General features: G+C 37.2%; 24 protein-coding genes. 8 read left to right on the forward strand and 16 right to left on the reverse strand.

Translation table 11 applies throughout. The features are described 5' to 3' along the window. Positions 1-4 precede the first annotated feature (4 nt). The 3 genes from BWD42_RS09120 to dinB all read right to left on the reverse strand — a co-directional run bounded on the left by BWD42_RS09120 (position 5) and on the right by dinB (position 4,261). Positions 5-811 (reverse strand): beta-carotene 15,15'-monooxygenase, encoded by an 807-nt coding sequence (locus tag BWD42_RS09120; protein WP_077435212.1) that lies wholly within the window; start codon positions 809-811, stop codon positions 5-7. 153 nt (positions 812-964) lie between these two features. Further along, a complete protein-coding gene (locus tag BWD42_RS09125) occupies positions 965-3,091 on the reverse strand; it encodes a S9 family peptidase (protein WP_077435214.1) in 2,127 nt (708 codons plus the stop codon). Between the two features lie 114 nt (positions 3,092-3,205). Continuing rightward, a complete protein-coding gene (gene dinB / locus BWD42_RS09130; RefSeq protein ID WP_254846200.1) occupies positions 3,206-4,261 on the reverse strand; it encodes a DNA polymerase IV in 1,056 nt (351 codons plus the stop codon). 353 nt (positions 4,262-4,614) lie between these two features. Between dinB and BWD42_RS09140 the strand changes: the two genes are divergently transcribed. Beyond that, positions 4,615-5,019, forward strand: a complete 405-nt coding sequence (locus BWD42_RS09140; protein ID WP_077435220.1) for a hypothetical protein — start codon at positions 4,615-4,617, stop codon at positions 5,017-5,019. 22 nt (positions 5,020-5,041) lie between these two features. Here BWD42_RS09140 and BWD42_RS09145 read toward each other — a convergent pair whose 3' ends face one another. From BWD42_RS09145 to BWD42_RS09170, 7 genes are all read right to left on the reverse strand, one after another. After that, complete coding sequence (locus BWD42_RS09145; protein ID WP_077435222.1) at positions 5,042-5,995, reverse strand: exonuclease; 954 nt, start codon at positions 5,993-5,995, stop codon at positions 5,042-5,044. A 4-nt stretch (positions 5,996-5,999) separates the two neighbouring features. Next, on the reverse strand, positions 6,000-6,581 hold the full coding sequence (gene coaE / locus BWD42_RS09150) for a dephospho-CoA kinase (protein WP_077435224.1): 582 nt from the start codon (positions 6,579-6,581) through the stop codon (positions 6,000-6,002). 9 nt (positions 6,582-6,590) lie between these two features. Further along, complete coding sequence (locus tag BWD42_RS09155) at positions 6,591-7,541, reverse strand: hypothetical protein (RefSeq protein WP_077435226.1); 951 nt, start codon at positions 7,539-7,541, stop codon at positions 6,591-6,593. Between the two features lie 97 nt (positions 7,542-7,638). Then, positions 7,639-7,794: a hypothetical protein gene (locus tag BWD42_RS24700; protein WP_175992004.1), complete on the reverse strand. Its 156-nt coding sequence runs from the start codon at positions 7,792-7,794 to the stop codon at positions 7,639-7,641. A gap of 9 nt (positions 7,795-7,803) precedes the next feature. Continuing rightward, the gene (locus tag BWD42_RS09160) at positions 7,804-9,939 is read right to left on the reverse strand and encodes a hypothetical protein (protein ID WP_077435228.1); all 2,136 of its coding nucleotides are present in this window, start codon (positions 9,937-9,939) and stop codon (positions 7,804-7,806) included. Between the two features lie 3 nt (positions 9,940-9,942). After that, a complete protein-coding gene (locus tag BWD42_RS09165) occupies positions 9,943-10,992 on the reverse strand; it encodes a hypothetical protein (RefSeq protein ID WP_077435230.1) in 1,050 nt (349 codons plus the stop codon). Positions 10,993-11,013: 21 nt separating this feature from the next. Next, entirely contained in the window at positions 11,014-13,233 is a 2,220-nt protein-coding gene (locus tag BWD42_RS09170; RefSeq protein WP_077435232.1) for a peptidase domain-containing ABC transporter, read from the reverse strand. 136 nt (positions 13,234-13,369) lie between these two features. On the opposite strand from BWD42_RS09170, the gene BWD42_RS09175 reads away from it, so the two are divergent. The 6 genes from BWD42_RS09175 to BWD42_RS09200 all read left to right on the forward strand — a co-directional run bounded on the left by BWD42_RS09175 (position 13,370) and on the right by BWD42_RS09200 (position 18,756). After that, positions 13,370-14,326: a hypothetical protein gene (locus tag BWD42_RS09175; RefSeq protein ID WP_077435234.1), complete on the forward strand. Its 957-nt coding sequence runs from the start codon at positions 13,370-13,372 to the stop codon at positions 14,324-14,326. A 15-nt stretch (positions 14,327-14,341) separates the two neighbouring features. Then, entirely contained in the window at positions 14,342-15,148 is an 807-nt protein-coding gene (locus BWD42_RS09180) for a hypothetical protein (RefSeq protein WP_077435236.1), read from the forward strand. Positions 15,149-15,186: 38 nt separating this feature from the next. Beyond that, entirely contained in the window at positions 15,187-15,489 is a 303-nt protein-coding gene (locus BWD42_RS09185; protein WP_077435238.1) for a hypothetical protein, read from the forward strand. 8 nt (positions 15,490-15,497) lie between these two features. Continuing rightward, positions 15,498-16,376, forward strand: coding sequence for a hypothetical protein (locus tag BWD42_RS09190; protein WP_077435240.1), 879 nt, complete (start codon positions 15,498-15,500; stop codon positions 16,374-16,376). Between the two features lie 208 nt (positions 16,377-16,584). Continuing rightward, positions 16,585-17,388 carry a hypothetical protein gene (locus BWD42_RS09195; protein ID WP_077435242.1) on the forward strand — a complete coding sequence of 268 codons (804 nt, stop codon included), beginning with the start codon at positions 16,585-16,587 and terminating at the stop codon, positions 17,386-17,388. Positions 17,389-17,415: 27 nt separating this feature from the next. Further along, the gene (locus BWD42_RS09200) at positions 17,416-18,756 is read left to right on the forward strand and encodes an HlyD family efflux transporter periplasmic adaptor subunit (RefSeq protein ID WP_077435244.1); all 1,341 of its coding nucleotides are present in this window, start codon (positions 17,416-17,418) and stop codon (positions 18,754-18,756) included. Between the two features lie 485 nt (positions 18,757-19,241). Here BWD42_RS09200 and BWD42_RS09205 read toward each other — a convergent pair whose 3' ends face one another. Together BWD42_RS09205 and BWD42_RS09210 are read right to left on the reverse strand one after the other, a co-directional pair. Then, positions 19,242-20,222 (reverse strand): BtrH N-terminal domain-containing protein, encoded by a 981-nt coding sequence (locus BWD42_RS09205; protein ID WP_077435246.1) that lies wholly within the window; start codon positions 20,220-20,222, stop codon positions 19,242-19,244. A 131-nt stretch (positions 20,223-20,353) separates the two neighbouring features. Further along, positions 20,354-21,016: an ATP-binding cassette domain-containing protein gene (locus BWD42_RS09210; RefSeq protein ID WP_077435248.1), complete on the reverse strand. Its 663-nt coding sequence runs from the start codon at positions 21,014-21,016 to the stop codon at positions 20,354-20,356. Positions 21,017-21,795: 779 nt separating this feature from the next. Here BWD42_RS09210 and BWD42_RS09220 point away from each other — a divergent pair. Continuing rightward, positions 21,796-22,431, forward strand: a complete 636-nt coding sequence (locus BWD42_RS09220; protein ID WP_077435252.1) for a hypothetical protein — start codon at positions 21,796-21,798, stop codon at positions 22,429-22,431. Positions 22,432-22,569: 138 nt separating this feature from the next. Here BWD42_RS09220 and yajC read toward each other — a convergent pair whose 3' ends face one another. Genes yajC through BWD42_RS09240 form a run of 4 tightly spaced genes read right to left on the reverse strand, consistent with a single transcriptional unit; the run spans position 22,570 to position 25,480 of the window. Further along, positions 22,570-22,890 (reverse strand): preprotein translocase subunit YajC, encoded by a 321-nt coding sequence (gene yajC / locus BWD42_RS09225; RefSeq protein ID WP_077435254.1) that lies wholly within the window; start codon positions 22,888-22,890, stop codon positions 22,570-22,572. Between the two features lie 26 nt (positions 22,891-22,916). Next, positions 22,917-23,378 (reverse strand): DUF1573 domain-containing protein, encoded by a 462-nt coding sequence (locus BWD42_RS09230; RefSeq protein WP_077435256.1) that lies wholly within the window; start codon positions 23,376-23,378, stop codon positions 22,917-22,919. Positions 23,379-23,392: 14 nt separating this feature from the next. Continuing rightward, positions 23,393-24,340, reverse strand: coding sequence for a transcription antitermination factor NusB (gene nusB, locus BWD42_RS09235; RefSeq protein ID WP_077435258.1), 948 nt, complete (start codon positions 24,338-24,340; stop codon positions 23,393-23,395). 60 nt (positions 24,341-24,400) lie between these two features. After that, positions 24,401-25,480 carry a Glu/Leu/Phe/Val family dehydrogenase gene (locus BWD42_RS09240; RefSeq protein WP_077435260.1) on the reverse strand — a complete coding sequence of 360 codons (1,080 nt, stop codon included), beginning with the start codon at positions 25,478-25,480 and terminating at the stop codon, positions 24,401-24,403. Positions 25,481-25,543 lie beyond the last annotated feature (63 nt).

Below are 25,543 nucleotides of genomic sequence, written 5' to 3' on the forward strand. Positions count from 1 at the left end.
TTTATTAAAATATATTATTCAAAATCTTCGGATCCTCTCCACCGTGGTAATCCGACATCATTTCCCGGTAAGCTACCGAAACAACGATACAGGCCAAAGGTACCACCAGAAACGAGCTCACAAGGTTCAAAATAATAAAAATTATGTAATATTCTAAATAATTAAAATACATCTGCAGTAATTGAAAAAAAGCAAATACCGCCAAGATTAATAATAATTTGAATACGTTGCCCTTGGTCAATGCAAAGCTAAAGCGTAGTGACTTAAAGGTTCCTGCATGTTTATCAATGATAAAGAAGGGGTAAAATGCAACACGAATAATCAAAATAAAAGTCAATATTGCAGCTACAAAAACGACAAAGACAGTAAACTTACTCATGATTTCTGCCCGATTTTCGCCATTTTCAAACAAATATAAAAACGGAAGCGATACAGCACCCAAAATCATCAATAACGCAATGGATAATACCATAATACTTAACATTGCGCCGAAAAAATAAGCCAGTTCCTTACTGCTCGGTACACAATGAATCAATTTCTTATCCTGGTTGCCATCGATCAGATTGAGGATGTATTTAAACAAAGTAAGGTTCAGTCCAAAATACATGACCATAAAAAAGAAGGCCATAAAACCGCTCAGTACCACATTGAAATCACTGATTGTTGTTGCCAAAAAATTGGATAAACCAGAGGTGATAAATAGCAAAAAACATAGGCCAGCAACAGAAAAATAATGCTTTTTCAATAGCTCCAACGACCTATTAAAAACTTCATTTACGGCAAAAGTACTTTCCTTTAGGAATTGAATCATTTTTTCTTTGAATAAACTTTTACAAAGATGCCATTATTTTTAATTTCCAACAATTTACATTGCTATAAAATTGATATTTTTTGAGTTTTTTAACATAAAAAAATCCCCTATCTTAACAAAAGATAAGGGATTTGAGCAGAATTACTGTATAGGTTACTTAAACTCTTTTGGAAGTGGTTTCTCCAATAGATATTGATAGTAAAAACGTGCACGCTCATTAAAGTCGTATTTACTTTTTGAACGGTCAAATCCATGACGGCTGCCCGGATAGATCATCAGTTCAAAAGGTACACTTCTATCTGTTAATTTATCAACCAGTTGCGTGGTATTCTGCAGATGAACATTATCATCCATATCACCGTGCATAATACGTAGTACACCTTTATAATTATTTACATAAGTTAATACCGATCCAGCTTTATAACCATCCGGATTATCTTGCGGCGTATCCATCCAACGTTCGGTATAATGGGTATCGTATAGTTCCCAGGATGTTACCGGCGCACCGGCAATACCAAAGTCAAATACATCGGCAGCTTTAGTCATCGCCAAACAAGTCATATAACCACCGTAGCTATGACCTGTGATCAATACCTTGTTTTTAGCCACCCAAGACTGAGATTTCAACCATTTTACGATCGTAGAATAATCGATAATCTCCCAATGTCCCAGATTACGGTGCATATAAGCTACGCCCTGCTTACCAAAGTGACCAGAAGCCCTGTGATCCGCCGAGATCTGGATAACACCTGCATTCGCCCAATACTGATTGCCGGTACCTTTCCAGGTATCCTTCACAGTACCCGCATCTGGGCCACCATAGATACTGAAAACCACAGGATAAGTTTTCGATTTGTCAAAATCCGTAGGATAAGTGATCGTCAGTGGCAGATCAAATAGACCATCATCCGATTTAACATGTAGATACTCCGTTTTACCGTAGGTGTACGAACTAAAGTCCGCAGCTTTACTATCCGCCAATTGGCGTACCACCTTACCTTGATTGTCGACCAATGCAAAACGATCCGGTGTACTCACATTAGAATATCGAGTGATAAAGTACTTACCGTCAGGCGATACATTTACGTCATGTGAATAATCGCCAAAGGTTAGACGTTTCAGATTTTTACCCGAGTAATCTACACGGTAAAGATCAAAACGGGCCGAATTTTCCTTACGTGCGGTAAAATAAAGCACCTTATTTTTCTCGTCTATCCGTTTGATTTCGGTCACCTGCCAATCGCCGGATGTAATCGGATTTACTAATGTTCCATCCAACTTGTAAAGGTAATAATGTGCCCACCCCGTTTTATCCGACTTTAGAATATAATATTTATTGTCAGCAAGGTAAGTAATGCGCTCATCATGATCCAGATTGATCCAGGAAGACTGACGTTCATCATAGATCTCTTTTTTCGAACCGGTATTTGGATCCACCTGGTAGAATTTCAGGTTGTTCTGATCCCTGTTCATCCATTGTACCATGAAATTTTTACTATTGAAAGCCCAGTAAGGTTGTCCGAAATACTGATCGTCTTTTTCATTGAAATCTGCCCAGGTCACCTGTCCACCATTTAGTTGAACAATCCCTACTTTCACTTCAGGATTCGGATCGCCCGCTTTCGGATAACGTGTTTCCTCCAGATAACCGTGTTGTCCTTTGGAGGCGTATATCGGGAACATAGGCACTTTGGTATCATCAAAACGCATAAAAGCAATCATTTTGCTATCCGGAGACCACCAAAAAGCTTTATAATTTGTAGGACGCCCCAAGATTTCCTCATAATAAACCCATGAAGACCAACCGTTGTAGATCACATCGGTACCATCATTAGTATACTGCGCCTCTTTCCCTGTCGCCACTTCTACGCTATATAGATTGCTTTTACGTGTGAAGGCAACATATTGACCATCCGGAGATAAAGTCGGATTCTGTTCAGCAACATCAGGTGAATTGGTCAATTTTTTTGCCGTACCTGAGCCATTTTTGATAAAAATATCATTCTTCTCTACATAGACTACCGTCCCCTCCTTAGCAGGAATGGTATAAATGCTTCTTTTCCCCGATTTGACGTTAACCTGATAGAGCTTGCTGTCATTGACGTCATTTTCCAGATAAGCCGTTCCATCCGCCCAGCCCGGATATTGATTTGTGCGCACGGTCAAAGACGGCTTCTGTCCCCAGGATTGCGCAAAATCCAATTTCTTCTGTGCAAAAGTCAGATCATGCACAAAAAACACAATAGATGCACCTAAGAGCACTCTTGATACTGTATTCATTAATTCTCGGATATGTTTATTAATTATTTCAGCTAAGATAAAGAATTGTGGTAAATAACCATGATTTTACCTGTAACAAGCTTATTCAGTTCTCTATACAGGGGCTATCCCCTCTTACCGATAGTTTTCAAAAAGCGCAAGTTGGATACCCTCTTTTGGAAAATCTGTCTCCTCGATAAAATTAGAGATCGAAACCCCTAGCAGCCGCACCTTATTTGCCAAGGCGATCTTACTCAGTAAACTATGGGCTGTTGAATAGATTTTTTCCTCGGAGTCGAAACTGGTATCCAGGGTTAAACTTCGCGTCAGCTGAACAAAATCAGCATACTTTAGTTTCAGGGTCAGCGTCCTACCTGATATTTCCTTTTTGCCGATTCGTCCCCAAAGCTGCATGCTCAATCTTTGCAGTATAGCATTGAGTTCTTCAAAAGTTTCGATATCAGCCTCAAAAGTATCCTCTATCCCAACCGATTTGCTGTTTCGATTGGGTGTAACCGGCCGGTCGTCTATTCCGCGGACAATGCGGTAAAAAAAATGTCCGGTCTTGCCAAACCAGCGTACCAGATCGTCTTCCCGTTGCTTTTTGAGATCCATCCCCGTAAATAAACCCAGCTCATGCATTTTTTTCGCCGTCACCTTTCCCACACCAAAGAATTTCTCCACCGGCAAGGACTCCATAAATTTCAGGATCTTTGAAGGACCAATAAATGTAAGGCCATTGGGTTTATCCATATCCGAGGCGATCTTGGCAATAAATTTATTAACGGAGATTCCTGCCGATACCGTCAGATTAAGTTCTTCTTTGATTGCCGCCTTAATGGCTCGGGCGATGTCAATGGCTGAACCGATCCCCTGTTTATCCATTGTCACGTCCAAGAAAGCCTCATCCAGCGACAAAGGTTCAATTAAATCTGTATAGCGCTGAAAGATTTCCCGGATCTGATAGGAAACCTGCTTATATACATCAAACCGAGGTCGGGTAAATATGATGTCCGGGCAGAGCTGTAGCGCTTTTCGGGAACTCATGGCTGACTTTACACCAAATTTTCGGGCCTCATAGCTGGCCGTGGCCACTACTCCCCGTCCATCCGGTGAACCGCCCACGGCGATAGCTTTACCCCTATACTCCGGAAAATCCCGCTGCTCCACAGACGCATAGAAAGCGTCCATATCCAGATGGATAATTTTGCGATATGTTTGGGGCGAATCCATTACCCAAATTTACAAAAATTAGCAAGAATCACTATATAAAGCAACAAATACTAATATAATTAGTCCATAAGACCAGTTCTCAGGCAATTAATTTTTTAATTAGCACCAACTGGTATGCCTGCTGGTGCTTTTTCGCCTCTTAGATACAGATCATGCGCTCCTTGTGGACCATTCTCGCATTTACGCTGATACTTTTTCAAACCTTTATAATTGGCCGAGTTCTTGTGTATGATGAACTTGGACAGCTTTGCGCCAAAATATATTAGAATAAAATGAAAAGTAAATAATACAACAAAAACGAGCAAAAAATTATGGAAGATTTACCGCAACAAAAAAAGACTAAATCTGGATTTAAGAAATTTTTATTTCTTCTGATCCTATTTTTGTTAGTAGGCTTTGGATCTTATGCTTACTGGAAATACTATTATGTATTTGGTGAAGGGGTGAAATCCGGCTACTTAAACTATGCTGTCAAAAAGGGCAATATATTTAAGACCTATGAAGGAAAACTGATTCAGGAAGGGTTTGGTAGTGTTAAAACCGGTGGAATTGCCAGCAACCAATTCGAATTCTCCATTGAGGACGATTCTATATTTCGTCAGCTTGAGCTCAATAGCGGTAAATATTTTGATCTTCAATATAAGGAGTACCACGGTGTATTACCTTGGCGTGGCAATACAGTGTATGTTGTCGACAAGATAATCAATATGAAATAATAAGGAGGGGATCAGCCCTCCTTTATGCCGAAAGCACATCTCGTACCATTAACCTATCGCCAAAATAACTTTTGAGTATGGTACCATCACCATGCAATGTCCATACCTCTTTCGGATCAACTATCTTAATATAATGTAGAATATCGTTCCAGTCCACATGATCGGAGATATACAATTCAATGTCATTCTGAGCCTGTAACCGTTTCCATCCAGAAGCGAAGGCCCTTAATACTTTTGTCGCCCTAAAATAACTATTGAAAGTCATGGGTGGTACCAGATAAACCTTATTCTGTTCCCCCTGCTTCATTTCCCTACGGTTGTAAGGTTCGTAAGTCATTTTTTTAAGTCCATGTTGATCGTATAAGCGATGGTAGGGCAATATGCCACTATGCACCAGCACCCTTCTTTCCGGACAGTACCTGTTGATCAGGTCTGTGATCCGTTGCGCCTTACCTAGCACGTAAGTCCCCAGTAGAATATTACTCGCATGTCCATCTAGTTTCTTGATCTCCTGAATGGGATCTGGATGGATAATCTCAGGATTTGCAAAAGTACTTTCAGTAATTAGTACATCAGCCTGTCGAACTTCGATGGCTTCACAGGTTTCGTCAACCTGAAATTTATAATCACCTGTATATAAATAGCGTACCCCCTGGTATTCCATTAAAATCTGGGCCGAACCTAATATATGCCCAGCTGCTAAAAAAGTAATTTCGACCGAACCTATTTTAAAACTGCTATTAAACAATTTGATCTGGTATGAATCCTTACGGTTTTGCTTATAGCGATAGCTCATAAACAATGCTGTTCCGTTTGTACAATAGACATAATCATGTCCTGAACTAGCATGGTCACCATGGGCATGAGATACCACATTATGTGCTACGGGGCTACCCGCATCAATAAAAAAATTGCCATAACGGCAATAATATCCTTCCGGTTTTCTGACCAGAAAGTCAGACAGTATGATAGACATATATTTATTTTAGAAATTTTTGATGCAATTTCCACACCTGTGGTAGTAGTGGAGTGATCCCATCGTTAACGATGACAAAGTCCGCAAGTTGCAGTTTTTCTTCGTCAGACAATTGTTTATTGATACGTTCCCGTACCTGTTGTTCCGTTGCGTCATCGCGCTCGATGACACGCTGGATGCGAATATCCATCGGTGCAGTAACCAATATGGTATAATCCAGCTCTTTGTAAGAACCACTCTCAAAAAGCAGCGCAGCTTCTTTGAGCGAATAACGTGTAGTCTGGCGCTCAGCCCAATCTTTAGCTTCCTGGATCACAATCGGATGTACAATACTGTTCAGGAGTTCAAGTTTATCCTTATCCGAAAAGACCATATTGGCCAGGAATGCCCGGTCCAGCAGACCATCTTTGTATGTTGCTGCACCAAACTGTGCAATAAGCTTTTCCTTGATCCGTACATCGGTATTCATTAATTTTTTAGCTTCCTCGTCTGCATTATAGACTGGTATACCAAGGGCTTCAAAAAGCCTACAGATAAATGTTTTTCCGGAACCTATTCCGCCTGTTATTCCAATTTTCAGCCCCATTTTTGTTTTCTATTTTCGCACAAAGAAGTCCACATTCTGAGGCACAACGCTGATAATCTTACAATAATCCGGCACCTTGGTCAACAAGATCGGTAAATATTGCACCTCATTTTTTTCCCAGTCGGCCAGGTCCACCACCGCTTCAAAATCACGGGATGTATAATTATTATAATCCTTGACCGACATCAGCACCGTGATCACCACTTTACTTGGATTGGGTCTCACAGAACTATAACGCTGCCCATTTTCAACTTTTACAGGCAATTCGATGACTTTCTCGGTCAACTCTCCTACCGGCATCAGCACCTCCACGGATGTGGGGTAGACATTGATATTCCCCTTTTGATTGCGGCTGAGATTAGCCACAGTGCGCACATCAGTCTCCACCTCTTTTCCGCGCACGGTATCTGTTTCCCAATATTCTATCGTAGAAACATCTTCGTATGGTCCTGTTATAGTCACGTATGCAGGGGTGACTTTTGTATCAGCGATAACGCCATAGCCCCTCTTAAACAAGATGTTGGACAAAGGTTTTACCGGGACTTTGCGTTGTGTTTGTTTTGAAAAATCAAAGAACAGGGTATCGGGACTCACCGACACCACACGCTGCTCATGCGGAAACTGGCGGTTGATAAAACCCAGCTGATTGGAAAAAACGATCCAATCTTTTGTTTTCAGCGAGCTGAGATCCACCTGTACCTTGGGCGTTTCCAATGCCGCTTTCGAAAACAGGAACTGCCAGCCCGTCATCTCAAGCTTTACTTTGACCGTATCCGATTGTTGTGGATGAAAAGCCCGTTTTTCGGGTAGATTGACGTATTCTATCGCAGCCTTGACAGACACGGTATATTGGTTGGAAATTGAGAACAACAACCAAGCCAGCAACGAAATTGCAACACAACGCACAAAGATATTGATCTTGCGCCGCTGGGTCTTATTTAATCGAACTGCGTTTGCCATGTTACAAACTTAATCAATTTGCGTAAAAATCAGTTCTTAGTGGGATAAAAACTTGGTTGGGACTAAAATCAATAAATCTAAATAAAAGTCTTTTTAGTTAATGATTGCCAATTTCATAACTGATATAGTTTTCTGCATTTATAAAATCCATTGTTTTCTCATCTGGATAGTAGTTATCTTGGTCTTCTTTAGAATGTTCATTATTTTGACTCATTGACAAAAAAGGCCATGTAACACATTTAAGTTCTGTCATTTCACTCAATTATTCATCAATAGACTTATCCTCTACGAACGGATGATCCAATATCTTATTACAGAAATCTTTAGATAATATGACCATCTGTACCAACAAACATTTATCTACCCAAATTAAATGCTCACTGAGCCGTCGAACATCGCGAAAACCTCCCCTTGATCCAGTATTTACATAATCCAGATCGAAAATCAACATTTCTTTGAGAACCTCAAACAAGAGAGCTTTCCGATAACTTTTAGTAAAACACATGTTCTCATCACTCATAATAAAAAATGGTTGCTTAAGAAAATCATGTTTTTTTATTGCGACAACAAGTATTTCCCACAACTGTCTATTTCCATCTATCCGATATTCAGTATAAAGGTTTAATTTATAATCATCTTTATCTGCAAATTCCTTTAAGACATCGCCATTAGTACAACTTCTCCTTTCAATATTGAAAATATTGATCGAAATCTGATCTTTTCCAAAAGAATAAGAAGTATTTGCTTTCTTTATCTTCTCTGAATAGTTCAAAATCCGGAGATCTTTAAGCAATTTGGATTTTGAACCATTTTTTATTCGTTCGTAATATTTTATCCGATTAGAACCAATTTCTCCACTATACCTTGGATCATCTTTTTCTAAAGATTTAATATAAGAAGTCTCATCGACAAAATGTATATCATGACCAAGTAACCTAATTCTTGATTCCCTTTCCAAATTAAACCCATTATTGAGATAATAATTCCAGTCTAAATTTTCACCCCCACAGTTAAGATATAACGCTTTAGTCATCATAAAACACTCCGCCGAATATTTCCTTTTTACTCCCTCCCCATCAGAACTAGCGATATTGATCTCTAACAGATTAATAAAATCCTCTCTTTTAATTTTGTCAAAATCATCAACACAATCATATGGCCTAACAAATGATCTTTGGTTGGCGACCACATAATTATAAGCTTTTAATATGCCACTTGTCATTACAAAGATTCTTGCATCAATATACAAAAGGATTTTCGTTGAGACATATTCGGTAATCACCTTAGAAACATGTCCTACCTCGACAACTTGTAAATCAACAAATTCCAATAACATATCGGTATAGTCGCAAAGTGAAGGCGCCGATTTTAGAATAATGACTTTAACCTTAAAATTTTTAAATATATAACGCAAATAATTGACGAGGTATCTCCATTCCAAATCTTTTTCATGGAAGATGACTGTTAAGTCTTTTAATTCTATAGTATTTTGAAACCTCTGTACTTGTTTTATTTTCGACACAATAATACTCGAGCAGCTCTTTGGATCTATTTTTGAAAAATCAATATAATATGGCGAATTATCCATGTACAATGATTTGCAAAAGTATCCCCTTCTATCTCTATAGGATACACCCGAATTATGCAATATTTTTGTTGAATGCCATCTAGAAATATGTTCCTTTGGCCAACAGAAATCTAACTCCTGATCTAAACGTGTATGAATACCTCTTTTCCATGCATTCCATAGGATAGCCCACATATCTGCACACCAAGCTTGAACCTTAGTGTTTTTCTGACCTGATTTATTATAATTATTGATAAACTTGAAAATCTTCTCACCGTCAACATATACATCATTCCAAAAAGATACATCAACATTCTTCAAGATATATTGTGCACCTCCTGTATATTGATTATTATTAAGCACAAGCATAGGTGAAATACCAACCAGGGCGCACAAGTCGGCAAAAAACTTATCCCCGAATTTCAATAAGTAATCTGCCGAAAGGTAAGATCTCGTGTCAGACAAATACCAAATTTTGTCTTTTTGAAACTTCATTTCATCAATTCTTTCTCTAAAGATAATATCACTATCATGATAAAAAATTGTTTTATCGTATAATTCAGGGAACTGCTCAAAATGTCTTTGTAACAATACAGGTCTTATTGAAGATAGGTAGTAGTTCTCAGAAAAATCATATGGATAATAGAAAAAATTCCCATAATTTTCTTGCTCCAAATGATCAAAGATATTCGGTCTGTCATTTCCCAAGCTATACCCAAGAACAATATGAATATCGATAGGATTGAGCCCAATTTCTCGAAAGTTCTGTAATTGAATTTCCAATTGCCATAAAAAATAAGGCTCCGCAGGTTGAACAGAAAGATAAAGCATAATTTATGAGATTAATAAGACTATGTCCCAAGCCGACAAATTAGGATAATAAAAAGATATTGTTGTAAGCGCGAGACTAGAATTGAGAATACCATTACGAAACTGCGGCAGAGATTGACCCGATAACATTTGATGTCTATCATCCATTAGCCGATTGGAGATAAAAGTACTTAAAGTAAGTAGAGGATTAACATGGTAAAAACGAATCAGTCTGTTGAGAAATATAAAATAAGACAAATTTTCTTCAAAAGTTAGTTTACTACTATAGGAAATATTTAGGTAATCAATTGACAAAATTGATCTCTTCATAGCTTTTAATGCTTTCCGGTCTCCTATTCTATCCAAATAATCTGAATAAACTAGCATGACATTAATAGATTCAACACTTGGAGTTTCAGATTCAAAAAATAAGCTAAGCTTAGGCCTGAGTTGCCTCATAAATTTGATTATTGGTTGGACATAAAGTCCTCTTTGAACCATTCTCGTAAGAAAAGCTATTTGATTTGTCTGGAGCAATGTTGGAAATAAAAGGTTTACATTCGCTCTAAGAATTATTTCAACAACGTGAACAAGCGCAATTTCCGCTCCAACATATAAATCATGTATCCTCTGATAATGTCTCAAGCGAATCAACAACGTGTTTGCTAAATATAAAATTTCGTCATCGACAATTTGTCCCTGAATCAATTTGTCTATTAATATTTTATCAAAATCAAAAAACGCAGAACAAATTTTGCTATCTATTAACTCACTTTTATCGAGTACCTCAAACATCAAAATCATGCCATAAATGCCATTCCAATAGGATGTCTTTTCATTCATATTGCCTTTTGTTATGTAATGAAAAATATCGACTACAAGTTTATTCCAATACTGACTATCGGCTCCCTCAACTCCGACTTCTATAGCATGGCAGTAGAATAAAAAGGCTCCACTATTCCCTGTCAAGGATAGATTGATCTCCGTTTCGGAATCTTTTTGCAAATACCTTACATATTTTTCCAAAAATCCATTCAGATCTTGCATCTCTAACTTATCCTTTTTTGGCATCATGGCTTATTTTTAGTCTTTTCTTTAATTGGAGGATATTTTTATTCCAGATTGACTCTCCACTAATTGAAAATAACGTCCTCGTCGCTCCAATAAGCCGTCATGTGTTCCGATCTCAATAACAGCACCGTTTTTCATAACAATAATCTGATCGGCTTTTCGGATTGTACTCAGTCTATGAGCGACCACGATCACTGTTTTGCCGTAAAACACATCGTCTAAGGCTTCAACAATTTTTTGTTCATTTAATGAATCTAATGCATTCGTTGCTTCATCAAAGAATAAAATATCGGGATTTCTATATAAGGCTCTAGCAATTAACACGCGTTGTTTTTGTCCACCGCTCAAACCACGCCCATTTTCACCCATTTTAGTTTGGTATCCTAACGGCAATTGTTCGATTTCATGTCCGATATTTGCAGCCCGGACGGCATTCAGAAGACGTTCATTATCTGGTTTTTCGTCGTCTAGGATTATATTATTTAATATCGTATCGTTGAATATTTTCCCATCCTGCATGACTGCTCCACATTTGTCCCGCCATTGCCGCAGACTTATATTATTTATATTGAGTCCTCCGATCAATATTTCACCATAGCTAGGCTTATAAAGTCTCAGTAGCAGTTTCAACAGCGTTGATTTTCCGCTCCCACTATCCCCGACAATTGCGGTAATTTTTCCCTGAGGTATTACTAAATGTATATTTTTCAAGGTCATTGGGGACACTTGGCTATACTGAAATGAAACATCTTTAAGCGTAATATCTTTGTTCCCGGTTAAGTTCATATCATTACCGCCAGTATCTTCATCCTCATCCTTTAGCGATTGAATTTCGCTAAGACGCATAAATGAAATCTGTGCAAATTGAAAAGACACCATAAAAGAAATCAATTGCTGTACAGGGCCATTTAGCAGGCCAATAATAAACTGGGTAGAAATCATTACCCCAAATGTAATATCGCCAGCGATTACAGCTCTTGCACAGAAAAAGGTGATAAGAAGGTTTTTAACAGAGTCTATAAAACTCGCACCTAGATTTTGAATATTATTTATTCCCAGCATGCGTAAATTTACCTTAAACAACCGGGCTTGAATAGCTTCCCATTTCCAGCGTTTAGCTTGCTCATAGTTGTTAATCTTGACATCTTGGATACCGCCAATTGTTTCGACCCAATAGCTCTGATTTTTAGCTGTCAACTCAAAATAATCCCAATCTAGTTTCTTTCGGAGTCTCAAAAAACTCATAACCCATAACACATACAATGTACTGCCAAGCAAAAAAATATAAAAAATCGTAGTATTATAAATCAATAACACAATACCGAAGACAACAAAGGTAAGCGTCGAGAAAATAAGGTTCAACGAGTTGTTCATAATGAAATTTCGAATCCGTTCATGGTCATTTGCCCTTTGCAAAATATCGCCAAGCATTTTATTCTCAAAAAAAGAAACCGGAAGTTTCATGAGTTTAATTAAGTAATCAGAAATCAAGGCAATATTGATTCGGGAAGACATGTGCTGTAATATCCAGTCGCGAACAGCTGAACTCAACGTAATACTGACAATCAAAGCCAAATTGGCAATTAACACGATATTAATAAAACTAATATCCTGTGTCTGAATACCTACATCAATCACCGCTTTCGAAATAAAGGGTAATAGTGACTGCATGGCTATAATGAGCAACATCACCAAGCCCAGATAAAGAAAGCTACTCTTATAGGGTAGAAAATAGCCTAATATCTTTTCAAGATGTTTTCCCCGCTCCGCTTTTTCTCCAGCTTGACGTTGTTTAAAGTCTGCTTGGGGCTCCATGATTAATGCCACCCCAGAAGATTTATTTTCTTCACTCCTAATCCATTTATCTTCAAATTCACGTAAACTATAGTTCATCTGTCCTTTTGCAGGGTCGGCAATTTGGAAAGTTGTTTCCCTATTTCGTCGTTCATTGATCGCATGAAGCACGACAAAGTGTGATCTGTCCCAGAAAATGATTATGGGAAGAGGCACTTTATCAATTAAGTCCTGAGTTGTGCATTCCGTTGCTAAGCTTCGTAAGCCAATAGCCTCGGCACCATGGGCAATACCTGCCAGCGAAACTCCTTCCCTAGTATTACCGCAGAGATCTCTTAAATAAGGTAAAGAATAATATTTCCCATAATATCTTGCAATCATTTTTAAACTCGCTGGCCCGCAATCCATTTTATCCAATTGCCTATAGAGTGGAAACTTTTTTAACTTCATTATATTTAAGGTTATTTAAAATATAAAACATTTTTTTATCTTTAACATAGGGTAACAAAAGCTACGGCATGGCTTTTCAACTCAGAAACCAATTATACAATAATAAGCAACAAATTATTAAACTTAAAAAAAACAAATGAAAAGAAAAACAAAATTAGTCTTCGCAGAATTAGAGCGAGAATTATCTATCATTCCACATTATCAGATGCTCAGTATATTGGGTGGTGGAAGTGTCGATACAATTGACCAGGTAGTCCAATGGGCGTCGGATATGGGTATTCCATTCACTGTTAACGGTCAAAGTCAATACACTGATTCTAATGGCAATATCCTTCTTTCCCCTGTGGATGTATATTCTTGGGCTAATAATCAGAATACAGGTCACAATCCGTATTCAACGACTACTATTCCTCCAGCAATACCACATGAAGAGGACATCAAAAGATCTTATATCCAGTATTTTGAAAGTCTCGGATATGAAATGATCCAGAATGAAGATGGCAGTTATTATTGTGCAAGTGCTCCGTATCAGCCCGACCACGACCCTTGGCAACGTGTAAATGGAGAAATTGTAGCCACCCGTACTCAAGCACCTCCTTTCGTCTATAATGGTTATAATATTGCAATGAATATGGAAGAATATACACTTAAAACCACAAATAATGAAAACATAAAAGTATACAAAGTGGCAAGTGTGGTTGACCCCATAACAGGCCAGCTCAGGCCACCAACAGAAGCAGAAAGTGCAAATTGTATAGGTTTTGCATTAACAGGTACATCTGATTATTGGATTGTTGATAATCCCCAAACTCCGCAAAATCAAAGTGATGAAGGTAGAATAACAACCACATTTCTGGAATCTACCCTAGGGTATGAACGAACAACGAACAAATCAGAAGCTTCATTTGTCGCAGTTTTTAATAACGGTGAAGTGATCCATGCAGGAATAGTGGATAAGCTTACTGGAACATATTCTGCTAAAGGAGGAGCCGGAGAAGTAATAAGCGGAATGACATCGGAAGCGCAGTTTTTACAACCTGATGGACCAGATGGAACAAGCTATGCTCAAGGTACAGTTATATATTATAAATAACAAAATTAATTTGGTATGAAATTTTTTCTTTTATTTCTGACAGTTCTGTTTTCATTAAATGGATCCTCTCAAGAAAATGGGCAGATAAAGGTATTATCTTTAGAAAAGGAGACGATTAAAGATGATAACGTAAATTATATTAATGTAATATATGCGAACCAAAAAGCATCTTATATTAAAATATTTTCAATAAAAACAACACAGTTTAATGGATGGAAGGAAGACCATAACTATTTTGATTTAAATTTCGAGGGAGATCGGTTCATCTTACATCAGGATTACCCTTGGCTGAATTTACCCAATATTCAAGAGGTTCAAGCAAAATATTTGAATGCAAATTTGAACGCTAATATTAAATATCTTAATAAAGCGTCTCTATATAGAGACAGTTCGGTCTATTATTTTTCAGATAACATCGATTTTTATGGGAAGATTCCGCCATGGGGTTTTCCAGCAAAGTATTTGGGCGATATAAACAATCTCCAACAACAGATTGCTACACAAGTGAGTTCCCTTGGAGCGAATGCTCTAATTGATTCAGTTTGTGTCTTTGAATTGATAATTTCAAGATCAGGGGAATTAAAATCAATAAATCTAATTGGCGGGACGGAATCTGATTTAAGCAATATTGTAAAAGCAATTTTTCTTTTAAAAGAGAATAGATATTTTGATAATTCAAAAAAGGTAAAATGGAGCCCCGCGATAATATATAGTTCAGGCAGACCGATTGAAACCAAATTGAAAGTTTTTGTCAAAGTGAATAAAGATAAAAGTGTTCAAATCTTACTACCGAAAACAATGCGAAATTTTACCGGGAGCTAGTATTTTGGGCTACTTCAAATTTTACTAATGTACAAAAATTGCCATCAGAAAAGGAAGAAAAGATTTTAAACATCCCGAACCGTACAGAGGAGGTTCGGGATATAATCGAACGCATGCCTGTTACTTTTGCGAAGTATGTAACCCATGCAGGAATTGTCAATCCTGATGGGACTTATGACGCCAAAGGTGGTGGATCACAATATTATATCCGCACAGGTATGACGGAAAATGAATTTTTTACCCCCTATCCTCCAGTCATAGATCCTGTAACCAACGAAAGTAGTCAATTAACTTATCGTCCAGATGATATGGAAAGAATCGTTTATTATAGATTGAGATAATTATAAAAATGAAAAATACAACCATTTTTTTATTATGTCTTTTGGTATTCTTTTGTTTAGGTACTAAAGGACAGGAAATGATTTTTAAAGATAGTCTTAAACGGATAGTTAAAGTAAAAATAGTTCAAAAAAATGACCTAGGGGACAAATATGCAAAGGAGTTATCGTTTGGAATAAGAAAAGATACCGTTTTTACAATGTCTATCATACCAAAAGAAAGTGAACTTGAATACTTACGCTCCGAATTTTATCAAGGCGCATTCAGACAAAAATCTAAATTTTTCGATTTCAATTTCAAAGCTGATCGAATTGTATTTAACAAATATTACCCAAATATCCGGGTACCTTCTAAAAAAGAAATTGAGTATGCGAGGTCTAAAGTACACATGGATTCCATTTCATATTATCGCATAGGATCGATCAACCAATATTTAGACAGTACAACTTTCACTTTTATGCTAGATTCATTGCGCCCTATTCCACTCAACAAATTCAACACTGTTATTCCCACTATTTGGGGTAGATCAGCAGAATTTATAGGGGATTTGAGAAGTGTAGAAAAGGAAATTGCTAAAAAAGTTAAGTTAAGTAAAAAATATAGAGGGATAGATTCGATAATTGTGTTTCATGCTCTTATCACTCGAAAAGAAAACCCACTTAAGGATAGTTTAATTATAGAAAAATTACTATTTGGAAAGCCCTCTAAATTTTCAGATTTTGTTAAGGAAGAATTAGCTTCTTCCAAGAACGGCAAGTGGAGAGCGGCTGTATCGGCGAATAATGGCCAAAGAATGACAACACGCATTAAAATCTTTGCACAATTAAAGAAAAATGGCACAGTAGAGCTTCAACTACCACGTCTATTAGGAAATTGGACAGGAGATTAAAGGGTTTACTTAATGAACTAGTGACGTTGAAGTAATATAAATAGAAATAATAAATAAAAATGCTGGAACATATTCTGCTAAAGGAGGAGCCGGAGAAGTAATAAGCGGAATGACATCGGAAGCGCAGTTTTTACAACCTGATGGACCAGATGGAACAAGCTATGCTCAAGGTACAGTTGTATATTATAAATAACAAAATTCATTTGGTATGAAATTTTTTCTTTTACTTCTGACGTTTCTGTTTTCATTATATGGATTCTCTCAAGAAAATGGGCAGATAAAGGTATTATCTTTAGAAAAGGAGCCGATTAAAGATGATAATGTAAATTATATTGATGTAGTATATGCAAATCAAAAAGCATCCTATATCAAAATATTTTTTAAAAAAATAACACAGTTTAATGGGTTCAACGAAGACCATAAGTATTATGATCTAAATTTTGAAGGAGATCGGTTTGTCTTACATCAGGATTACCCTTGGCTGAATTTATCCGACATTCAAAAGATTCAAGCAAAATATTTGAATGCAAATTTGAACGCTAATATTAAATATCTTAATAAAGTGTCTTTATATAGAGACAGTGCGGTCTATTATTTTTCAGATAACATCGATTTTTATGGGAAGATTCCGCCATGGTGTTTTCCAGCAAAGTATTTGGGCGATATAAACAATCTCCAACAAAAGATTGCTACACAAGTGAGTTCCCTTGGAGCGAATGCTCTAATTGATTCAGTTTGTGTCTTTGAATTGATAATTTCAGTAGACGGGGAATTAAAATCCATAAAACTAATTGGTGGAACCGAATCTGACGTAAGCAATATTATAAAAGCAGCTTTATTAAAAGAGAATAGATATTTTGATAATTCAAAAAAAGTAAAATGGTGTGCTGCCATAAGATTTAATACAAGCAGACCGATTGAAACCAAATTGAAAGTTTTTGTTAAAGTGAATAAAGATAAAAGTGTTCAAATCTTACTACCGAAAACAATGCGAAATTTTACCGGGAGCTAGTATTTTGGGCTACTTCAAATTTTAATAATGTACAAAAAATTGCCATCAGAAAAGGAAGAAAAGATTTTAAACATCCCGAACCGTACAGAAGAGGTTCGGGATATAATCGAACGCATGCCTGTTACTTTTGCGAAGTATGTAACCTATATTGTTTGTGGGATTGTAAGCCTATTGCTATTTTTTGGCTATATTGTCAAATATCCTGACATCATAACCGGTGAGGTTACGATTTCTGCCCAACAAGCACCATTACGACTAGTTGCAGCTCAAAATGGTAAGTTAAAATTCAATCAGTTAAAGTCACAACAGAAAGTTGAAATCGGACAGCTTGTAGCGTGGATAGATAATCCGGCCAATCCAACATTGATTCAAGAAATTAAAGACAAAACAAAGGGGATCTCATTTTCAAATATAGGTGCGAAAAATTTGTATGAATCCCTACCAAAAAACTTAAATTTAGGTGACCTGACTTTACCCTATTCTTCTTTTTTATCAAGTTTAAAACAATTAGCAGACTATCAGAATCATCGTCTATTTGATAAGCAAGAGATCTCTTTATCCAAGATACTTCATGAACAACAACAGGCACTAAATACGCTTAAAGAAAAAGAGCTTATCAGTAATGAAAATTTCAAGTTGAATCGCAAATTTTTAGAAAGAGATTCCATTCTCCTATCAAAAAAAGTAATAAGTCAGGCCGAATATGAAAAATCTTTGGCATCTAATTTAAATTCAACCGATCAACAAAAATCCTCTATCAGGAATACTGGGGTTGTCCGCGAGCAGATCAGCAATACTGAAAATTCTATCCAACAGAACAGAATTGCTAAAACAGAAAAGGAAATACAGCTAGAACTCGAAGTTAATACCGCGTACAACAATTTAAATGATAAGATTGCACTTTGGGAGAAGCAATATTTAATCACAGCTCCAATGGGCGGTAAAATTCAGTTTTTGAAATTTTGGAACGAAAATCAATTTGTACAAGCTGGAGAGCCCCTTTTTTCGATAGTTCCTGAAAAGAATGGTCTTTTAGGACAAGTTATGTTACCCATTTCCGGTGCAGGCAAAGTAAAAATAGGTCAGGAAGCCATCGTTAAGTTAGCGGACTATCCATACATGGAATATGGATACATAAAAGCAGTTGTCAATAATATCGGACTTGTCTCTAGTTCATTTCAATCAGGAGAAAAAGCTACAGATATTTATTTGATTACGATAAATTTTCCATCAGGGTTAACGACCAACTACGGTACCTCCTTGGATTTTAAATTCGATACAAAAGGCACTGCGGAAATAATAACTAAAGACAGAAGATTAATAGAACGCTTTTTTGATAACCTGAGATACATTGGCAATTCAAAATAATAAGATGTCTTTCTGGGCTAGGATCAAAATATAGGCTCTCGTTAAAACATATGTTCCGTAAAATCTCTTTTTACCGGGGATATTAAGTGTGCGTGATTGTATCGAAATAAAAGCGCAAGAGAGCGATTCTAATGACTTATCTATCTAATCCTAAATAATCTCGTCAATGCACGATATTACTATTACGACTATTCTCTGCAAAATAAGGTTGAAACCATCCAAGGCATTAAAAAATAATCATATCCAAGGAAAACAACTATTTTTGAGGAAAGGGTTTATGTAGAATTTTAGCCTTTTTAAGCGTTTGCTGAATTTTGTAAAGACGTGTAGCCATTTCAAATCGTTCTTTATATGTACGGCTAAGGCCTTCCTTCAACAAAGCAATCTCAGATTCGCTAAATGACCTTGAGGCATTTTCTTTGTTACTATACATAGTATAAACTTAGTTAAAAAGTATTTCTTTACAAAGATACATGATTATTTGGTCATTCATTTAATGTGCTTAATATCTCCATAGCCTTTTTCTCTTTATCAGCTAGGATTTTGAGTATCTCCGAAGCCTGTTGCATGTACTCAATCCGAGCTGTCTCACCGATTTGATAAAATAAGTCTGAAACTGATTTCCATAACAAAGCTATTTCCACAAATTCTTGATAGGCCTCACGAAGTTGCTCAATCTGGAGCAGGTCATAACTTTCCTTTAGAAAATCGCGATATAAATTTCGAAACAGTGCGCCTCCGGTGCCGGCTTTTTCCATCAGATTAGCGGCCATTTTAAATTCGGCGGCTATATCCTTGCTCCTATTGAACCATTTTATAAGCTCCTCACTGGCCTTCACAATTCCCTTGTAAGAAATATTTGTGATAGGCGGGTTCAGGTATTCGTTTGCATTGTTAACAATAGCGGTAATGACAGACTTTTTTAAGTCAAAATCTACACTCCTTCGCTGTATCGTGTAATATAAATTATTGGATGCCATTGGCCCCTTCTCCGCTCTTGCTAAAGCCAGACTTTCGAGCGAGGTTTTGACTTTCCCACCCTGTTGCCGGGTATCGACCAAAAATGCATTTCGGTCGTCGTAACCATAGATCGCAACATAGTGTCCAGCGAAATGGAATGGATTTGTGAAATATTCAAGGTAGTAGGCGTCGAGTTTGAGTCCAACGATTTGCCCTGCATCCAACAACTGTTTGACCTGTTTCCAGGCCTTTGCTTTCGAGCTGGTTTCCCTTACAGTAAGCTCGAGGTTGAGATGGTTACAGAGATTCTTTGTTAGTAGATCAGTCTTAATGCGTCCACCCAGAAAGGGGAAATCCATTGTTTTCATCTTCCAATAGATAAAACTAAGCCCCTCTCCGAGTCCAAAAAGCATGGGTTCGGAAAGTTCAATTCCAAGCTGCCGCAGTAATGTCCCTGTGGCTGTGGTTTCACAATGTTGTCCGTCAAACGGTTTTAGATTGTTCATGATATTTTCTTTTGCCTAAAATTATACGTGTGGACTGACATCTTTATGTCAACAGGCCCACTACTCAATAAAACAATAGGATTGTGTTAAAAATAACTAGGCAGACAAAAAAGCTGATGAAGCTATGGCAATTAATCAGACATATTTAAATATTGATGCAATACAAGTTCATCTTTGCCATTAATCTTCAATAATGAACCTTCTTTCATTAGATACATTTCATCGCTAAGCTCCATGACATCATGATAATAGTGATCAGAAATCAAAATCCCCTTAAATTCTCTCATGTGTTGAAGATGCTCCTTAAACAATTCGATATATAGTGGACTTAGCCCTACAAAAGGCTCATCAAAAAGTGAATAGCTCGCTTTTGAATATAAGATCAAAAGATTTTCAAATAGTCTGGCGAATCCAAGGGAAAGATTCTCAAACTTGAAATGAATATATTCCTGAATGATTGGAATTTCGGTCAAAGGTGAATCTTGAAGGCCAAAAAGTTCAATGCATCTACGAACAGACAAGTTTTTGGGCACAAATCCATGTTGTGGCAGGTAGGTAATTTCCTTCGTAAGATACCCATGTTTAAAGACCTTTCCGTCACATTTCATAAAAGCAAAATCGGGCCTGCTGTTTCCAAAGACACAGTTCATTAAAGTTGATTTTCCGCTACCATTTCGCCCCAATATACCGACGATAGTATTGCTTGGCACCTGTAGATATACCCCCGAAAGTATTGCTCTCCCCCCTCGACTGAAAGAAAGGCTATCTATATATAAACTACGATCAGCACACATAGGAAAAGATAAAATATGAGATCAATCAGGTAAATGCTACCAAGTATTTTTGTAGGAGAATATCCTATATTGCATAAAAAAAGCTTTTTTTTTCGAAGGTTAAAAACATATTCCGCGAGAATAGACAGCACCAGGCCAATTACTTTAAACCAAAAAAAGAGCACAAGTGAGACTGTCCCATGCCGCTCAACAAAGCCAGGCATTTGAAATACCAGACAGGCTGAAACAAACAAATTGAACAAGATAACAAAACTAAAGAATTGGAAGATCAGCTTTATCATTACTCACCTTTTCTTGTTTAATGCGTACAATAATATAGCGACCGACCGAGTATTTCTCCAAAAAACATAGCCAATACCATCAATATAGCAAGGACACTTAATACAGTCAGTCCCTTGTCCCGCATGTCAATATTTATTTTCATAATTGATTATAGGAGTCATTAAGTTACAAAAAATTATTTTCACTAGTAACGCTTTTAATTTTACCTCAGTTGATGATTCCTGAAGCTAAAATCAGTTTTTAAGGCAAAGTATCAATGGGAATGCTCTTCACCATGTTAGGTACAAATTAATAATAGCTTATTACCAACTTCTCAATTAACAGGGAAAATACAAGGGGTTAACAGGGGGTTAACAGGGGTATTAAAGGGGCAAATCCCTATTAACACCTTATTAATATACTGTAAAAATAGTGTTACTTCGCTTTTAATTGCGAATCTGGTATTAACTTGGTAATAAGTTAGATACCAGCAATTATAAACAATAAAAACAAAGACTATGGCGATTTTACAAAACGGGCCTAATGGTCCAATTACCGGAAAATTTGGCTCTGTTAGTGCGTATATATTAAATGGTCAAAATATTGTTCGCGGACCAAAAAGAAAACGCACTTCTCCACCAAGCGAGTCAGAACTCCTGAATAGAAAAAAGCAAAAAGTTGCCGGAAAATTTGCCGGTGACAATAGTAGGATACTTGATTTTGGTTACCAGTTTTTAGCCAAAAAAGGAAGTCGAATAGGGGCTTTCCAATTGGCTCAGCGCCATATTTTTAAAGAAGCCATAGAATTAGATTCGGAGAACAATCCTTTTGTCAACCCCGAGAAACTGGTCGTCTTTGCTGGACAGTTGACACCACTAACCAATTGCGAAGTTAGTCTTCACGGTGATACGATTGATCTCAAATGGACTTCTAATGGTCAATATGAGGATAACAGCTACAAAATCAACCTGGCATTAGTGGGTTTAGAGGGTGAATCTCATTTAATGACATCAATCACCGAAGTGCAACAAGGAGCCTGTACATTACAGTTTAAAGGAATAAGTCGAAAAAACTGCGATTACCACGTTTATGTCGGTATATGGAATACCCTATATGGCGATTTTTCAAACTCCACCTACTGCGGAGTAATATAGCACACGCGAAGCAACAATTGACCGTATGAAAACAGCTGGGACAGCTGACATAATCGTACACTGGTTGAAAGAGAGAAGATAAGCAAAAAAGCCAATCTCTTTTGGAGACTGGCTTTGCTATTTTTTCAATAAAGACGCTTATGAAGCGCTTTTTTCAGTTGCGTTCGCAGCTTTTGAAGCATCTAAAGCAATTGCAGACTTGTCAAAACGGATTCTTACACCTGAACCGACATCTACCAGGAACGTAGTGTCAGATACCTCTACGATGCGTCCGTGGATACCTGCAGTGGTAACAACTTTAGCGTTTACGCCCAATTCTTCAATATATTTCTTATGATCTTTTTGCTTCTTCATCTGTGGTCTGATCATGAAGAAATAAAATACCACAATGATCAAAACCATTGGTAAAAAACTCATCATGCTACTGCCACCTGCTGCTTGTAATAATACTGTATTCATCTGTTATTATATCGTTTAATAATGTGTTATTTTGGTAATACTTCACCCTTTAGTTGAACAGTGGTCATACTGTTGGAAGCATTTGACTGGACCGTAATGATCTTTTGCTGCTTACCAACCTGTCCCTCACTCTTGAAAGTTACATGGATATCTGATGTTTTTCCTGGTAAGATAGGGCTTTTTGAAAACTCAGGCTGTGTACAACCACAGGAAGCGGTCACTTTGGACAAAATAATCGGCGCATCCCCCGTATTCTTCAATACGAATGTGTGTTTTACTTCAGCGCCTTCTTTGACTTGCCCAAAATCAAAAGCCGATTCCGCAAATTCTACTTTACCCAATTTCGCCGCAGCGCTAGAAAGACTGTCTGTCGCTACAGCCGCTGGTCCTATCGTAGCGGCCTCCACTTTCTCTTTTTGTGCATTTCCGCAAGAAAAGAAAAGTACCGATGCCAAAGCTAAAACTGAATATTTACTAAAGTTCTTCATGTGTTGATTGATCTTTAATCCCTTAAACCACGACCCGCCTTCTGGATTCTTCCCTGTTGATTCAGGTCGCTTAATATTTTATCTAAGATACCATTAATAAATGTATTACTTTTCAATGTACTGAATACCTTAGAAATTTCAATATACTCATTTATTGTCACTTTCACAGGAATAGATGGAAAATTCACCAATTCGCATATTGCCATGCGCATCAAAAGAGTATCCATCAAAGCAATACGGTCTGATTCCCAGTTTTTTGTTTTCTCAGAAATCAGTTTCTGATACTCATTCGTATTACGGATGGTCTTACCCAACAAGGCAATGACATAATCGCTGTCATCATTCCAGTTTTGCGTGATTTCGGCAAGTTTATTTTTACGCGGATCTTCCGAACTGAAGTTCTTAAAAGTTTTCGCGATCAACGCTTGCAACACTTCTTTATCGACAGGCCAGTTGATAAATTTCTCCTCAAAAACCTGTTCGATAACCGGTGATTTGAGGATAATCTTTTTAAAGATATGTTTGATGATATCTTTTTCAGTACCTATCGAGCGGTCTTCTTGCTGTAGATATTCCAAATAGGCTTCAGAATCCTTTAATTGCAAAAATACCGTGCGCACGATCTCTGGATCAAAGCTCCATGAAATCTTATATTTTTTGACGCCCTCAGCATATTGCGGATTTTGTCTTAATGACTCAATAAAAGTATTTGTACTTAACTTGGTCGTTAAAGACAAGTCTTTTTCAGTTGGCAAAAATTTGTTGGCTCTGCCTTCTGCGTCTATCAATACATAATCGGATACTTCATCCAATAGATTCAGTGTCCAGATATACATCTCGTAGACTTCATCCACATTTTTTAATAGTGCTTTTTCAAATGTTTTGATGTCTTTGTCTTCTGAAAGACTGTACGCATAAAGCGTTTGCACTACTTTTACCCTCAGGTGTCTCCTGTTTAACATAGTAATTTTAAAGAACGATTTTTTATAAACTAATAAATAAGAACGATTTTGGAAAGAAGACTATCTTTTGATCTTTTTAATATCTTGGATACGCTTCTCCGCAATGCGATTGGCCGCTTCAAAAGTAGAGATATTCTCTTCTTTTGATTTTTTCAATACGTCTCTAGTCGCATTATATATGTTTTTGATCACGAATTCCGTGTGATCCACCCCATAATTCTGAATTTCTGAATAACAGCTGATCAACGCACCTGCATTAATCAAATAGTCCGGTGCATACAATATACCTCTTTCATGTAGAATAGCACTTGTCGTTACCTCATCTTTCAATTGGTTATTTGCCGAACCTGCAATAATTTTACATTGCATTTTTTGCGCCGATTCGGGATTTACCGTACCGCCCAATGCACAAGGTGAATAGACGTCAAATTCATGATCGAATACTTCATTGTAAGGAATAGGTTCTGCTTTGTATTTTGCAGCAACCTTAAGCATTTTTTCTTCTGTAATGTCACTTACATAAACACGCGCATTTTCTTCACGCAACATAGCGATCAATCGCTCACCAACACTACCTACACCGTGTACAATCACTTTTTTTCCGGCTACACTCTCTGATCCGTATAATTCTTTCAGACAGGCTTTAATACCGAAATAAACACCTTGGGCTGCAAAAACAGATGTATCGCCAACCCCACTGCCGTGGATCGCTTTTGGTAAACCAGCAACATGGTCAGTCTCCGTATAAATATATTCTAAATCGCGTTGTGTCGTACCTACATCCAAGGAAGCGATGAAATTACCATTCAATCCCTCGATAAACTGGCCCAAACGGCGTAATAAAACCTCAGATTTGTCCAAACGGCTATTACCGATAATAACAGCACTTCCGCCACCCAAATTCAATCCGGTGATCGCAGATTTATAGGTAATGGCCTTGGATAAACGTAAAGCATCCTCAATAGCTTCTTCTGTAGTTTCGTATGGCAACATACGAACCCCGCCTATTGCTGGCCCCAATGTGGTATCATGGATCGCAACAATAGCTTTTAAGCCCACTAATTCATCATTACAGAAAAATAAGTTTTGATGGCCAGACTGGCTCATCAATTCAAAAATAGAATTTTGAGATGTTGACATAAAATGTACTACTCTAATTTGTTTTAATTTTTTAAGGTACTTGATGCAAAAGTAGGAAAATTA

Source organism: Sphingobacterium sp. CZ-UAM, assembly GCF_002000245.1.
Classification (GTDB): Bacteria; Bacteroidota; Bacteroidia; order Sphingobacteriales; family Sphingobacteriaceae; genus Sphingobacterium.

What these genes read in the sequence shown, in the direction of transcription:
- BWD42_RS09155 (WP_077435226.1), bottom strand. Translation starts at nt 7,541, where the DNA reads ATGGCAAACGCAGTTCGATTAAATAAGACCCAGCGGCGCAAGATCAAT.
- BWD42_RS09125 (WP_077435214.1), bottom strand. Translation starts at nt 3,091, where the DNA reads ATGAATACAGTATCAAGAGTGCTCTTAGGTGCATCTATTGTGTTTTTT.
- coaE (WP_077435224.1), bottom strand. Translation starts at nt 6,581, where the DNA reads ATGGGGCTGAAAATTGGAATAACAGGCGGAATAGGTTCCGGAAAAACA.
- BWD42_RS09220 (WP_077435252.1), top strand. Translation starts at nt 21,796, where the DNA reads ATGGCGATTTTACAAAACGGGCCTAATGGTCCAATTACCGGAAAATTT.
- BWD42_RS09175 (WP_077435234.1), top strand. Translation starts at nt 13,370, where the DNA reads ATGAAAAGAAAAACAAAATTAGTCTTCGCAGAATTAGAGCGAGAATTA.
- BWD42_RS09140 (WP_077435220.1), top strand. Translation starts at nt 4,615, where the DNA reads ATGGAAGATTTACCGCAACAAAAAAAGACTAAATCTGGATTTAAGAAA.
- BWD42_RS09170 (WP_077435232.1), bottom strand. Translation starts at nt 13,233, where the DNA reads ATGAAGTTAAAAAAGTTTCCACTCTATAGGCAATTGGATAAAATGGAT.
- yajC (WP_077435254.1), bottom strand. Translation starts at nt 22,890, where the DNA reads ATGAATACAGTATTATTACAAGCAGCAGGTGGCAGTAGCATGATGAGT.
- BWD42_RS09120 (WP_077435212.1), bottom strand. Translation starts at nt 811, where the DNA reads ATGATTCAATTCCTAAAGGAAAGTACTTTTGCCGTAAATGAAGTTTTT.
- BWD42_RS09200 (WP_077435244.1), top strand. Translation starts at nt 17,416, where the DNA reads ATGTACAAAAAATTGCCATCAGAAAAGGAAGAAAAGATTTTAAACATC.
- BWD42_RS09160 (WP_077435228.1), bottom strand. Translation starts at nt 9,939, where the DNA reads ATGCTTTATCTTTCTGTTCAACCTGCGGAGCCTTATTTTTTATGGCAA.
- BWD42_RS09210 (WP_077435248.1), bottom strand. Translation starts at nt 21,016, where the DNA reads ATGTGTGCTGATCGTAGTTTATATATAGATAGCCTTTCTTTCAGTCGA.
- BWD42_RS09195 (WP_077435242.1), top strand. Translation starts at nt 16,585, where the DNA reads ATGAAATTTTTTCTTTTACTTCTGACGTTTCTGTTTTCATTATATGGA.
- BWD42_RS09180 (WP_077435236.1), top strand. Translation starts at nt 14,342, where the DNA reads ATGAAATTTTTTCTTTTATTTCTGACAGTTCTGTTTTCATTAAATGGA.
- dinB (WP_254846200.1), bottom strand. Translation starts at nt 4,261, where the DNA reads ATGGACGCTTTCTATGCGTCTGTGGAGCAGCGGGATTTTCCGGAGTAT.
- BWD42_RS09165 (WP_077435230.1), bottom strand. Translation starts at nt 10,992, where the DNA reads ATGATGCCAAAAAAGGATAAGTTAGAGATGCAAGATCTGAATGGATTT.
- nusB (WP_077435258.1), bottom strand. Translation starts at nt 24,340, where the DNA reads ATGTTAAACAGGAGACACCTGAGGGTAAAAGTAGTGCAAACGCTTTAT.
- BWD42_RS09190 (WP_077435240.1), top strand. Translation starts at nt 15,498, where the DNA reads ATGAAAAATACAACCATTTTTTTATTATGTCTTTTGGTATTCTTTTGT.
- BWD42_RS09230 (WP_077435256.1), bottom strand. Translation starts at nt 23,378, where the DNA reads ATGAAGAACTTTAGTAAATATTCAGTTTTAGCTTTGGCATCGGTACTT.
- BWD42_RS09145 (WP_077435222.1), bottom strand. Translation starts at nt 5,995, where the DNA reads ATGTCTATCATACTGTCTGACTTTCTGGTCAGAAAACCGGAAGGATAT.
- BWD42_RS09205 (WP_077435246.1), bottom strand. Translation starts at nt 20,222, where the DNA reads ATGAACAATCTAAAACCGTTTGACGGACAACATTGTGAAACCACAGCC.
- BWD42_RS09240 (WP_077435260.1), bottom strand. Translation starts at nt 25,480, where the DNA reads ATGTCAACATCTCAAAATTCTATTTTTGAATTGATGAGCCAGTCTGGC.
- BWD42_RS24700 (WP_175992004.1), bottom strand. Translation starts at nt 7,794, where the DNA reads ATGACAGAACTTAAATGTGTTACATGGCCTTTTTTGTCAATGAGTCAA.